This window comes from Glutamicibacter sp. X7 (genome assembly GCF_054889245.1).
Window position 1 is genome coordinate 3,471,224 of record NZ_CM142678.1, and the last position, 12,521, is coordinate 3,483,744.

Here is a 12,521-nt window from a genome sequence, read left to right on the forward strand (position 1 = left end):
CGCAGGTGATCTGGCATACTGAGCCCGTGCGACTCAGACCCTCCGCCCTGCTGCGTGCGCCGATCATCGCCGCGCTATGCGTGGGGTTCGCGGCACTTTTTCACGCCGTGGGTGGCGGACCGGTACCGGACGCGGGTTTGCTGGTGCTGCTAACCGGGGCGCTGACCCTGGGAAACCTGTTGCTCGTCAGGCGTCATGCGCTCTGGCGCACCCTACTGGCCAGCGGCGCCGGTCAGCTTCCGCTGCATGCGGCGTTCGCTGCCGGGCACCGGGTGCCGAGCCTTGGCGCGGGCCATGCCCACGCCGTCGGTGAGCCTGTGCAGCTGGCCGTGCGCACCGCAACGGAGCACCCTTCCATGTGGTTGGCGCATATCGGGGCGGCTGTGGTCACCACCGCCGTCGTCTGCCTGGTCGATGGACTGGGGCGTTGCGCGCGGCGGCTGGGCGGGCAGCTCATCCGGCGGATTCTGCTGCTTTGGTTGCTGTGGGCCCTAGGCCGAGTGCCCCTCATCCCGCGTCTGCTCGCCCATCAACCGTTGCCCCGTCCGCGGTGCGGCTTAACGCACCGCGCGGATCCGGTCCGCGGCCCTCCACTGCATCCCAGATTTTCCTAATCCCAGCGGCTCGCACCGCCGTCACATGGCGGTATCGCGAGCCGCCTTCCCGCCGGGCCCCGCCCGGAGCACACCGTCTACGTCACTGGCCGAGCGCCGTGCCGTCGGACCGAAAATCTAGGATTCCTTATGTCGCCTACCTCGATGCCCTCGAGGCCCCTAGCCGATTCCACTACCCCCACCCCGAATGCCAGGGGCTGGTTTCCTGCCCTGTTGCGCCGCCTGCATTTCTACGCCGGGCTTTTCATCGGCCCGTTGATCGCCATCGTGGCGCTATCCGGTGCGCTCTACGCACTGGCCGCGCCAGTGGAGAACGTCATCTATCGGGATGAGCTCTATAGTTCGGCGCGTGGTCCGGCCCAGCCACTGTCCGCGCAAATCGACGCCGCCAACACTTACCTACAGACCGGAACCCCGGTCAAGGCCGTACGCCCCGCCATAGCCGAGGGACGGACCACGCGCGTGCTGTACGCCGATGCGCGGGATCCCATGGGTGCCGACCGCGCCATCTTCGTCGACCCGTTCAGCCTTCAGATCACCGGCGACCTGCATTCCTATGGAACCAGCGGGGCGTTACCGATGCGGATCTGGCTCGATGGGGTGCACCGCAACCTGCACCTGGGCGAGCTTGGACGCGGCTACAGCGAAATGGCCGCCTCGTGGTTGGCCCCGGTGGCGCTCAGTGGCTTGGGCCTGTGGCTCTGGCGTCGCCGTTCACAGCGGCGTAGCGCGCACCGGCCATCCGGCGCGCGGCGCGGCCAGCGCGCCACCCGCACGCTACACGCGAGGATCGGGGTCTCCGTCCTGCTTGGTGCGCTGTTCTTTTCCGCCACCGGACTCACCTGGTCCAACTATGCCGGTGGCAATATCGCCGCTGTGCGTGCCGAACTTGGCTGGACGGCCGACCCGCTGAAGCTCACGGTGGGCGAGGCGGCCACCGATGCGGAGCATAGTGCGCATCATGGCGGCGGCGGGCATCTCGGCTCCAATGTGGCACCCGAGCATTTCGATCACGTGTTGGCGGCCGCCCGGCAGGTCAATATCGACTCGCCGGTGCTGGAGATCTCCGCGCCGGCCGATGAGCACTCGGGGTGGCGGGTACGCGAGCTCGACCGGCAGGTGCCCTCGTCGCTAGATTCGGTCTCGCTGGACCCGCAGACGCTCGCGGTGATCGATCGGGATGATTTTGATCGATACCCGTTGATGGCCAAGCTTTCGAGCTGGGGTATCGCCCTGCATATGGGTGAACTGTTCGGCCTGCCGAATCAGCTGTTGATGGCCGCCTTCGCCCTAGGCATCTTCGTCCTCTGCCTCTTGGGCTACCGCATGTGGTGGCAGCGCCGTCCGGCCGGGGTGGCCGGCGGCCTGGCGGCCGCCCCGCGCGCCGGGGCGTTACTACGCGCTCCGCGCTGGGCGATGGGAGTGAGCCTGCTGCTCGCTCTGGCGCTTGGCATCTTCCTGCCCTTGCTCGGCGTAAGCCTGCTCGGCTTCGTCCTTATCGACCTGCTGGTGCAAGGGCGTGCGCGGCGCCGCGCGAAACTTGCGAGTGATTCTCATTAGAATGGTGGCGGCCCGGCGTACGGGCCGCCACCGAGCAGAAAGGCAGGACCGTTGATTCCCGTCATCGCGCTGACCGGCCATTTGGGTGCCGGTAAGACCAGTGTGCTCAACCAGCTCCTGAGCCGCCCGGGCACCCGCGTCGGGGTCATTATCAACGACGCCGGGGCCATCAACGTCGACGCCGGGCTGCTCACCTCGCAGGTGGACGCGGCCGAGTCCATTGCCGGAGGTTGCGTCTGCTGCCTGAACGATTCCGGGCCGCTGGATGAGCTGCTCGAGAAGCTCAGCGCCCCGCGGCTACGGCTGGATGCGATCATCGTGGAAACCAGCGGGTTGGCCGACCCGGTGAATGTAGCCCAGCTGCTGCGCTTTTCGCAGGCCGAGAACGTGCGCTTCGGTGGAATCGTCGATGTCCTCGACGCCGTCGAACATGAACGGACCGTGGATACCGGCGGCCTGCCCCCGGCGCGGTACGCCGCTACCAGCTTGGTGCTGGTGAACAAGATGGATCTGTTGGAGCCCGCGGCGGCGACCGCGACCCTGGAGCGGATCACCGCCCGGGTGCGCGAACGCAATGCACTGGCTCCGGTGCTACCCATTGCGCATGCCGCGGTGGATCCGGAGCTCATTTTCGACGTGGCCAACGAGCAGGATCCCGAGGATCAACTGCCGCTGGCCGAACTGGCCCGCGCCAGCCATCATCGGCACACCCCGCACGTGCACGCGGTCACCGTCCCCTGCCCCGAGCCGGCCGATCCGGGGGCCGTGCTGGATCTGCTGGCTTCCCCGCCACCGGGGGCCTACCGGCTCAAGGGCGTGGTGCCGTTCCGGCTGGCCGGTGGCCGCCGCGCCCGCTACCGGGTCAACGTGGTGGGCCGCACGGTTCACTTCGAACCCCCGGGTCCGGGTGCCGACCCGAGCGAGGATGGGCTGGTCGCGGTGGGTATGGAACTGTGCGCGGAGGAAGCCAGCGCGGCCTTAGGTGTCGCGCTCAGCCCGAGCACGCAAGAACCTAGCGCACGGTCGCTGACGCGTCTGGAGCGCCAACTGATTCTCTCCGGCGGTGCCCGCTAAGGGCCGCGGTCCGGCTCTCATGCCGGCCCGCGGCCTACGGGGGTGAAATTTCTTAGCTTTGCACCGATTGCGCGGCGGCCCACTGTTCCACGCGCCGGTTGCTCTCCTCTTCCGAAAGATCCTCGACGCGGGACATGATCGACCAGCGCACCCCGTACGGGTCACGGATCGAGGCGAAGCGGTCGCCGGAGACGAAGGTGCTCAGCGACTCGCGGATCACCGCGCCGGCCGCCTCGGCCCGCTGCACCAGCTCATCGGCGTCGGCGCAGTACAGCCCCAGCGAGTAGCAGTCGTCGTCCCCCTCCGGGGCCGGTACGAGGTGGTAGTCGGGGTTGACCTCGCCAAGTTGCAGTCGGCCCTGGCCGAAGTCCAGCTCCGCGTGGACGATGATTCCGCCCATGTCGGTGGCGTTGACCACCCGGGCGCCGAAGACCGAACGGTAGAACTCGATGGCTTCGCGCACCGAGCGCAACGCCAGGAACGGGGTCAGGCTCGTGTAGCCCTGCGGGATACCGTCGGTGGTGTACGTGCCGCTAACGCCGCGGCGGGGCGTGTTGTTTGTTTCCATAACTCGACGGTACGTTGCCTTCAGGGGACGAGACTTGAAGATTTACGACAACCTGCGAAAGGGACCCATGGGCGACGTCGAGGACTTGCGCGGCATTCTGTACCCCACCCGTCTGCCGACCTTTCACCGGGAGCCGGCGCCCGCGGAGCTGACGGAGCTGATCCGTTGGTTCTGGATCCCACGCTGGGCCATCGCCCCGGGGCGTAGCTCGCGGCAGGAAGTCTTGCCGTTCCCGGCCTCGAACCTCGTGGTGCAGCCCCAGATGGTCAGCATCGCCGGCCCGACCACCGCAATCTCCCGCCGCGATCTCACCGGCACCGGATGGGCCGTGGGCGCGCTCCTACGGCCCGCGGCGCTGGCCTCGCTGAGGCTTGACCCGCAGGCGCTGCGCGATCGTGAAGAGCCGCTGGACGAGCCGGATCTGCATGCGGCGGTCTGCGCGGCCATGGACGAACCCGAGGAATCGGCCGCCCGGCGGCGGGCCGTGGCGGAATTTTCCAGTTGGGCCCGAGCGCGGCTGACCCCGCCCGATGAGGAGGCACGGCTGGCCAACACCATGGAGGAGCTGATCTCCACCGATCGCTCGATGATGCGCGTGGAACAAGTTGCCGACGCGCTGCACAGCAGCCCGCGCACGGTGCAACGACTGGCCCACCGATACATTGGGGTGCCGCCGTTGGCGATGATCCGACGGTACCGCTTGCAGGAAGCGGCCCAACGCCTCCGCGAAGAACCACAGCAGTCGCTGGCCGATCTGGCCGCCGATCTTGGCTACGCCGACCACGCCCATCTGACCCGTGATTTCCGCACGGTGCTGGGTTTCACCCCGCGTGGGTACCGCGGCAGCGACCAGTAACTGAGGCGGGGCCCTACGGGTTTTTGCGTGCCACGCAAGGATGCGCGCAGCACCGCCATCGGCGACGTACGCTGAATCCCACACCCGTTGATCCGAGAGGAAAAGTGGCCCCATGCATCAGCACCAGCACAGCGACGCCGTCATCAATCATCAAGACTTCTGGGAGCAGCACTACGGTGCCGCCCAGCGGATCTGGTCCGGTCGGGTCAACCCGCAGTTGGCCGAACTGGCCGGTGCGCTGCCGGCCGGCCGCTCGGTGGATCTAGGCTGCGGGGAGGGCGCGGACGTGCACTGGCTCGCCGCACGCGGCTGGGAGGCACTGGGCGTCGATATTTCTGCCACGGCTATCGAGCGGGCCCGCGCGGTGGCCGCCGAACATGAGCTGAGCACGGCGCGGTTCACGGCCGCGGATCTGACGGTTTGGACCCCGAACGAACATTTTGATCTGGTCACCGCCAGTTTCCTGCAGGCCCCTTTTGAGTTCTCGCGCAGCACGTTGCTGCGTCGGGCCAGCGAGCTGGTGGCCCCGGGCGGTCACTTGCTGCTGGTCTCGCACGGCTCTCGGCCGCAGTGGGCGCCGCAGCCGCAGGGCGGCTTCGAGTTCCCCACGCTGGAGGATGAGCTTCGGGCGCTGGCGCTGGATGAACAGCGCTGGGAGCTGCTCGTGGCCGAACGCCGTACTCGGGAGCTCACCGGGCCACAGGGCCAGCCGGGAACCACCGATGACAACGTGATCTTTGCCCGGCGCCGCTGAGCCACATCGGGCAGAAAGTAAAAAACCGGGGCCACGGCCCGGAACGAAGCGCACATCCCCTCCCCTCCCCGAGCAAAGAAACATCACTGGAACAAAAGAGGTTGGAGAGGAATGAGAATGGCGCGCCGTCCCGGGCCGTAGCCCCGGCGGTCTGAGATGAACCGGTCGTGCTACAGCACGATCTGGCGGTTCTGATCCTTGTAGAGCAGGTAGCGGAAGTTGCTCGGGCCACCGGCGTAGCAGGCCTGCGGGCAGAAGGCACGCAGTGCCATGTAGTCACCGGCTTCAACTTCGACCCAGTCGTCGTTCAGGCGGTAGACGGCCTTGCCCTCGAGCACGTACAGCCCGTGCTCCATTACGTGGGTTTCGGCGAAGGGAATCGAGGCTCCCGGTTCGAAGGTCACGATGTTCACGCCGAAGTCGTAGGACAGGTCCTCCGGATCGAGCATGCGGGTGGTGCGCCACTTGTTGTCGGTGTCCGGCATGGCGCCGGGGGTGATGTCCTTCTCGTTACCGACCACGGCCTTCGGGGCTGGCACGTAGTCCAGGGCCTCGTAGCGCTTGCGGATCCAGTGGAAGGTGGCCAGCTCGGCGCCGTTGTTGTTCAACGACCAGTTGGCGTTCGGCGGCACGAAGGCGAAGCCGCCCTCCTCCAGCACGTGCTCCTGACCTTCGAGGGTCAGGGTCAGCGACCCGCCCACGACGAACAGGAAGCTGGAGACCCCGGCCTGCGGTTCGGGCTTTGCGGCTCCGCCGCCCGGAGCGATCTCGACGATCACCTGGGAGAAGGTGGTCGGTCCACCGGCGACCGGGCGGTTGAGCACCCAGGCGCGGGTGTTGGTGAACTCGGGGAACACGCTGGTGACGATATCGCGCAGCACACCCTTGGGGATCACGGTGTAGGCCTCGGTCACGATCGCACGATCGGTGAGCAGGTCGGTCTGCGGCGGGTGCCCACCATAGGTGTTGTAGTAGGCACTCTTGGTCTGTGCTTGGGCAGTCATCTGCGGTTCTCCTAGTTAGCGTGGGAGCGATTCAGTGCGATCGCTTCGAGTTCGTCGAGGGAAATCTGGGCCAGCTCGGTGACTTCCTCGGCGCTGACCGCACCGCAGGCAACGCCACGGTGGATATAACGGGCCAGCGCGCGGGCGGTGGCTGGCTCGTCCATAATGGCCGATTCGATCTTGTGCACGTAGTTGCGCAGTCGGGTCGCGGCGGCCTCAAGTCCTTCACGGAAGAAGGCGAAGGCGGCAAGGTAGCGGGTGACCAGCTGGTTTTCGTGCAGGTCCCAGCCTTGGTAGATGCCGCGTTCGAGGTGACGACGGACCAGGCGGGCGTGCAGTTTCCAGGCGGCGGCCATATTCTCCGGGTCACCGGCGGGCAGGATATTGGTCGACCCGTCGGAGAGTTCGACCCCGGTGCCGGCCACGGCGACCTGCATGACGTCCTTGGCGAAGTCGGCGACCGGGTGTTCCATGGACTGGTAGGCGGCGGCCACACCCAGCGAAGCGGAGTAGTCGTAGGTGCCGTAGTGCAGAGAGATCACGCGCCCGGCACCGGCGTGGATGAGGCGGGCCACCGGGTGATCCCCCTCGGGCCCGATGATGACCTGCGGGGTTTCGATCTGCACCTCGAAGCGCAATGAACCGGCCGGCAGGTTATGTGCCTGCTCGAGCTTCTCGGCGAGGAACACCATGGTGCGGACCTGCTCGACGGTGGTGACCTTCGGCAGCGTAATGCGCAGGCCCTCCGGTAGCGGTCCGTGGCTGGCCAGCTGGGAAACGAACAGATCTAGGGTGCGCACTCCGCGGGCCCGGGTGGGCTCCTCGAAGCACTTGAAGCGGGTGCCGATGAAGGCCGGGGCGCTTCCGTCGGCCACGGCGGCGGCGACGGCATCTGCCGCCGCCACCACTGCGGCGTCTTCTTCGGCATCGCTGCGCGAGCCGTAGCCGTCCTCGAAGTCGAGGCGCAGGTCTTCGATGGGCTCCTTGGTCAGCTTGGTGGTCACCAGCTCGGCCAGGCGCTGCGGCTCCTTGAGTCCCAGCGTGGTGGCCAGCTCGACCAAACCACGCGTGTCACCCACGGCGGCCAAAGCGTTGCGACCCCAGGTCGAAGGCAGCTCGGCGGTGTACCGGTCGGCCGGAATGTACACGGTGTGTACGGGCTGACGGTTACCGGTATCCCCCGGGAACTGCTTAGCCAGCAGTTCGTCGGTGGAGGCTAGCTGCTCTTCGACCGCGGCCAAGGTTTGCTCATCAAAGACTGCACTCATCGTTACTTCACGGGCTCCTTATCCAACAATTCGTAGGCGGGGGTGGTCAAGAAGTCGGCGAAGTCCTCGTCACGGCCCGAGACCAGGGTGCCGATAAGCTCGGCGGCTGGCTCGTAGTAGGCGGCGAAGCGTGCCTCGTCGTTGACCTCTCCGCGCAGGCGCTCAACTTCCTCGGCGAGGATGTTGGCCACCAGTTCGGCGGTGATGGTGTTGCCGGTATCTTCGGCGACGACCTCGTTGCGGATCTGCTGCCAGATCTGCGAACGGGAGATTTCGGCGGTGGCGGCGTCTTCCATCAGGTTGTGGATGGCCACCGCGCCGTTGCCCGAAAGCCATACGGCGGTGTAGGCCACGGCCACGTAGAGGTTGGCGCGCACGCCGGCCTCGGTGACCTTGCCCGGGGCGCTGGCCACGTCGAGCAGCTGCTCGGCGGTGACCTCAACCTCGGGGCGTTGCTTGTCGAGCTGGTTCGGCTTATCGCCCAGCACCGAGTCGAAGACTTCCTGGCAGATCGGCACCAGATCCGGGTGGGCCACCCAGGAGCCGTCGAAGCCGTCGCCGGCCTCGCGGGTCTTGTCGGCGCGGACCTTCTCGAAGGCTGCGGCGGTGGTTTCCGGTTCGCGGCGGTTCGGGATGACCGCGGCCATGCCACCCATGGCGAAGGCGCCACGCTTGTGGCAGGTCTTGACCAGCAGCTCGGTGTAGGCACGCATCATCGGGGCGGTCATCGCCACGTCGGCGCGGTCCGGCATGATGAAGGCTTCGCCGGCTTCGCGGAAGGTCTTGATCATCGAGAACAGGTAGTCCCAGCGTCCGGCGTTCAGGCCCGAGGCGTGATCGCGCAGCTCGTAGAGGAACTCTTCCATCTGGAAGGCGGCCGGGATGGTTTCGATGAGCATCGTGGCACGGATGGTGCCGTAGGGGATGCCCACGTATTCCTGAGCGAAGGTGAACACGTCGTTCCACAGGCGTGGCTCAAGGTAGTGTTCCATCTTCGGCAGGTAGTAGAACGGGCCCTGGCCGGTGGCGGTCAGGTGCTTGGCGTTGTGGAAGAAGTGCAGGCCGAAGTCGACCAGGGCACCGACGCCGGGCTTGCCGTCGATCAGCACGTTGTTTTCCACCATGTGCCAGCCGCGGGGGCGCACGACCACGGTGGCCAGCGGCGCGTCGCTGCGCAGCTGGTAGGTCTTGCCTTCCTCGGAGGTGAAGCTCAGCTCGCCGCGGGCGGCGCTGGTCAGGTTGGCAACGGCGTCAATGACGTTTTCCCAGCTCGGGGTGGAGGCGTCTTCCAGATCGGCCAGCCAGACCTTGGCACCGGAGTTCAGTGCGTTGATGGCCATCTTGGCCGGGGAAGCCGGGCCGGTGATTTCCACGCGGCGATCCTGCAGGGCTGCCGGAGCTTCGGCGACCTTCCAGTCACCGTTGCGGATCTCTTCGGTGGCCGGATCGAAGTCGATGCGCTTGGCGGCCGCGTACTCGGCGCGGCGGGCGGCGCGGGCGGCCAGCAACTCGTCGCGGGTGCCGGCGAACTTCTCATGCAACGCCTCGATGAAGGCGAGGGCCTCTTCGCTGAGGATATTCTCTGCCCCGTTCACCTCGGGGATTCGGGTTAGCGAGATACTCATGGTGCTCCTTTTGACCTCTTTTTAATCTGTTCCAGTGACTCTCAATGCTTGTTCGACGCGCGAACCACAGCGGCGGCAACGTCGCCGGCGACCTGGGTATCGAACACCGACGGGATAATGAATCCCGGATTGAGTTCGTCCTGTCCCACCCGTGCGGCAATCGCGTCGGCGGCGGCCAGCAACATGGAGTCGGTGATGTCGGCGACTCCTGCATCCAGCAGCCCGCGGAAGAAACCAGGGAAAGCCAGGACGTTATTAATCTGGTTGGGGAAGTCGCTGCGACCGGTGGCAACCACCGCTGCATGCCTACCCGCAACCTCCGGATCCACCTCTGGATCCGGGTTCGCCATGGCGAAGACGATGGCCTGGTCATTCATCGAGGCAATATCGTTTTCGTCCAGGACGTTTGGTGCCGAAACGCCGATAAATACGTCCGCTCCGGCCACGGCTTCCTTCAAGGAGCCGCGGAAATTCTCGGGGTTGGTGTTCTGCGCCAACCACACTCGGTGTTCGTCGGTGTAGGTTTCGTCGCGGTTGATCGCACCGCCACGGCCGCAGGCGACGATGTTCTTCGCGCCGCGTGCCTGCAAAAGCTGAATGATGGCGTTGCCGGCCGCTCCGACGCCGGAGACCACGATGCGCACCGAGCCGATGCTCTTACCCACGACGAGCAGTGCGTTCTGCAGGGCCGCCAAGGTCACGATGGCGGTGCCGTGCTGGTCATCGTGGAAGACCGGGATGTCGAGCTCTTCGCGCAGGCGCGCTTCGATTTCGAAGCAGCGTGGTGCGGCGATATCTTCGAGGTTCACTCCGCCATACACCGGGGCCAGGGCCTTGACGATGTTCACGATCTCGTCGGTATCCTGAGTGTCCAGGCAGACCGGCCAGGCGTCGACGTCGGCGAACTGCTTGAACAGTGCGGCCTTGCCTTCCATAACCGGCAATGCGGCGGCGGGACCGATATTACCCAGGCCCAGAACCGCCGAACCGTCGGTAACCACGGCGATGGTGTTGCGCTTGACGGTCAGGTTGCGGGCGTCGGCGGGGTTTTCGGCAATGGCGAGGCAGACGCGGGCCACGCCGGGAGTGTAGGCGCGGGAGAGATCGTCGCGGTTGCGCAGGGCAACCTTGGGCACAACCTCGAGCTTGCCGCCTAGGTGCATGAGGAAGGTACGGTCCGAAACATTACGAACCTTCACACCATCGAGGGCGTTCAGTGCATCGCGGACGGCTTCGCCGTGCGCGACGTCGGTAGTGTTGCACGAAACGTCAACCACCATGTGGTTGTGGTGGGACTCGGTTACGTCCAGGGCGGTGATATGGGCACCGGCGCGGCCGACGGCGGCCGCCAGTTCGCTGGTGGCTGTAATCGACGCGGGGGTCTCCACGCGCAAGGTCAAAGAATATCCAGGGCTTGGTGCAGCCATCAGTTCCTCCTACGAACGTTTTCCGTATAGTGGATACTAATATCTATAAAATGAAAAGGCAAGCACATTTTGTGGACCTGCTCACAACTCTGTCACAAAAAGTTTTCGGATCGTGGAAATCTGGCAGACTTTAGCGGTAATCTAGTTCCACGACGCCTAAACGACTTTCACTTGGACCCGTGATATAGCGCCCCTTGGCGCCTCGGATCCCCTTCACTCTAGGAGCAGCGATATGACAGAGACCGCGAGCAAACCGGCGGCGGGCGTACAGTCCGTCGAGCGGGCCTTTGAGCTGCTTGAAGTAATTGCCCGGGCCGGCGGTGAGGCCTCGCTGAGCGAGCTAGCCGCCGACACTCCGCTACCCCTACCGACCATCCATCGCCTGCTGCGCACCCTGGTTGGCGTGGGCTACGTCCGCCAGCTACCCAACCGGCGCTACTCGCTGGGCCCGCGCCTCATTCGCTTGGGCGAGGTGGCCAACCGTCAGCTCGGCGCACTGGCCACCCCGGTTCTCAAAACCCTCGTCGAGGAGCTCGGCGAAAGCGCGAATATTGCGGTGCTCGACGGCGACATGGTCACCTATATTGCTCAGGCGCAATCCCCGCATTCCATGCGCATGATCACCGAGGTCGGCCGCCGCGCGATGCTGCATTACTCGGGCGTGGGCAAGGCGATTCTCTCGGTACTCGACGACGAGCGCGTGCAGCGCCTGGTCGCCCAGGCCGGCATGCCGCCGAAAACCCCGAATACGATCACCACGCTCGGCAAGCTATTTACCGACGTCGAGGCCATTCGCGAACGCGGCTATGCGCTGGATGAGGAGGAGCAGGAGCTGGGTGTGCGTTGCGTAGCGGTACCGGTACCCGGCGCCCCCACCCCGATGGCCATCTCCGTCTCCGGCCCGGTCACTCGCGTGGATGCAAACTTCGTAGGCCTGGCGGTGCCGAAGCTTCAAGAGGCGGCCGAAACCCTCGGACGCCAGCTGGTGGCGGACGCCGAGTAGCCACCGCCCGAGGCGTCGAGCTCTTAACTAACAGACGGCCCTGGCCCACCCCGATTGATTTGGGGTAGGCCAGGGCCGTCGTCGTGCGCGGTGCCTAGACGGTGCGCACAACCTCGTCGTAGGCAAAGCGTTCCTTCGGGGCGCCGATCTGGTCGGCGGCGGGCTGACCGATGTTGACCACGAGGAAGCTCTTCTGCTCGCCGTCGGGGAAGAAGGCCTGGTCGATAGCCGAGAAATCGGCACCGGTCATCGGACCGGCGGCCAGACCCAGCGAGCGCACGGCCAGGATGAAGTAGCCGGCCTGCAGGTGCGCGTTGTTATTGCCGGTGGCGGCGGTGAACTCGGCGTCGGCGTCATACATGGCCTTCGGGGCCGTGTATCCGGGCAGGAAGTCTTCCCAACGCTCATGCCAGGAGGTGTCGTAGCTGAGCACAGCCACTAGCGGTGCCGCGGCGGTCTTCTCACGGTTACCGGGCATCAGCGCCTCGACCAGGTGGGCGCGGGCCTCGGCCGAGCGGACGTAGGTTACGCGCAGCGGCTGCGAGTTGAAGGCGGTCGGTCCGGACTTGGCCAGCTCGTAGATGGCGCGGGCCTGCTCGTCGCTGACCTCACCGGTGAAGGCGTTCGCGGTGCGCGAGGAGGCAAAGATCGCCTCAAGCGCCTGGGTATCGATGGTTACTTCCTGTTCGGCAATGCTCACAGAGTCTCTCCTTGGCATGAGCCCGAGGCGGTGGAGCCACGGGCGCGGGCGGTAGTGGGTGCTTCGTT

12 protein-coding genes are annotated in these 12,521 nt (G+C 66.0%); 6 read left to right on the plus strand and 6 right to left on the minus strand.

Annotation, left to right across the window (positions count from 1 at the left end; translation table 11 throughout):
- Positions 1-26: 26 nt before the first annotated feature.
- The 3 genes from ACYU0X_RS16465 to ACYU0X_RS16475 all read left to right on the plus strand — a co-directional run bounded on the left by ACYU0X_RS16465 (position 27) and on the right by ACYU0X_RS16475 (position 3,248).
- A complete protein-coding gene (locus ACYU0X_RS16465) occupies positions 27-614 on the plus strand; it encodes a hypothetical protein (RefSeq protein WP_461901732.1) in 588 nt (195 codons plus the stop codon).
- Positions 615-758: 144 nt separating this feature from the next.
- Positions 759-2,174 carry a PepSY-associated TM helix domain-containing protein gene (locus ACYU0X_RS16470; protein WP_461901733.1) on the plus strand — a complete coding sequence of 472 codons (1,416 nt, stop codon included), beginning with the start codon at positions 759-761 and terminating at the stop codon, positions 2,172-2,174.
- Positions 2,175-2,225: 51 nt separating this feature from the next.
- Positions 2,226-3,248: a CobW family GTP-binding protein gene (locus ACYU0X_RS16475; RefSeq protein WP_418907846.1), complete on the plus strand. Its 1,023-nt coding sequence runs from the start codon at positions 2,226-2,228 to the stop codon at positions 3,246-3,248.
- 52 nt (positions 3,249-3,300) lie between these two features.
- On the opposite strand, the gene ACYU0X_RS16480 is transcribed toward ACYU0X_RS16475, so the two are convergent.
- The gene (locus ACYU0X_RS16480) at positions 3,301-3,816 is read right to left on the minus strand and encodes a VOC family protein (protein WP_418907847.1); all 516 of its coding nucleotides are present in this window, start codon (positions 3,814-3,816) and stop codon (positions 3,301-3,303) included.
- Positions 3,817-3,850: 34 nt separating this feature from the next.
- Between ACYU0X_RS16480 and ACYU0X_RS16485 the strand changes: the two genes are divergently transcribed.
- Positions 3,851-4,672, plus strand: coding sequence for an AraC family transcriptional regulator (locus tag ACYU0X_RS16485; RefSeq protein WP_461901734.1), 822 nt, complete (start codon positions 3,851-3,853; stop codon positions 4,670-4,672).
- Positions 4,673-4,784: 112 nt separating this feature from the next.
- On the plus strand, positions 4,785-5,426 hold the full coding sequence (locus ACYU0X_RS16490; protein ID WP_461901735.1) for a class I SAM-dependent methyltransferase: 642 nt from the start codon (positions 4,785-4,787) through the stop codon (positions 5,424-5,426).
- A 170-nt stretch (positions 5,427-5,596) separates the two neighbouring features.
- Here the strand turns inward: ACYU0X_RS16490 and ACYU0X_RS16495 are convergent, their stop codons facing one another.
- Genes ACYU0X_RS16495 through ACYU0X_RS16510 form a run of 4 tightly spaced genes read right to left on the minus strand, consistent with a single transcriptional unit; the run spans position 5,597 to position 10,750 of the window.
- Complete coding sequence (locus ACYU0X_RS16495) at positions 5,597-6,430, minus strand: bifunctional allantoicase/(S)-ureidoglycine aminohydrolase (protein ID WP_418907850.1); 834 nt, start codon at positions 6,428-6,430, stop codon at positions 5,597-5,599.
- Between the two features lie 11 nt (positions 6,431-6,441).
- Positions 6,442-7,698 carry a DUF6986 family protein gene (locus tag ACYU0X_RS16500; RefSeq protein ID WP_461901736.1) on the minus strand — a complete coding sequence of 419 codons (1,257 nt, stop codon included), beginning with the start codon at positions 7,696-7,698 and terminating at the stop codon, positions 6,442-6,444.
- A 2-nt stretch (positions 7,699-7,700) separates the two neighbouring features.
- A complete protein-coding gene (gene aceB, locus ACYU0X_RS16505; protein WP_461901737.1) occupies positions 7,701-9,323 on the minus strand; it encodes a malate synthase A in 1,623 nt (540 codons plus the stop codon).
- Positions 9,324-9,364: 41 nt separating this feature from the next.
- Positions 9,365-10,750, minus strand: coding sequence for a malic enzyme-like NAD(P)-binding protein (locus tag ACYU0X_RS16510; RefSeq protein ID WP_461901738.1), 1,386 nt, complete (start codon positions 10,748-10,750; stop codon positions 9,365-9,367).
- Positions 10,751-10,982: 232 nt separating this feature from the next.
- On the opposite strand from ACYU0X_RS16510, the gene ACYU0X_RS16515 reads away from it, so the two are divergent.
- Complete coding sequence (locus tag ACYU0X_RS16515) at positions 10,983-11,753, plus strand: IclR family transcriptional regulator (RefSeq protein ID WP_461901739.1); 771 nt, start codon at positions 10,983-10,985, stop codon at positions 11,751-11,753.
- Positions 11,754-11,847: 94 nt separating this feature from the next.
- Here the strand turns inward: ACYU0X_RS16515 and ACYU0X_RS16520 are convergent, their stop codons facing one another.
- Entirely contained in the window at positions 11,848-12,453 is a 606-nt protein-coding gene (locus ACYU0X_RS16520) for a malonic semialdehyde reductase (RefSeq protein WP_461901740.1), read from the minus strand.
- Positions 12,454-12,521: the final 68 nt, after the last annotated feature.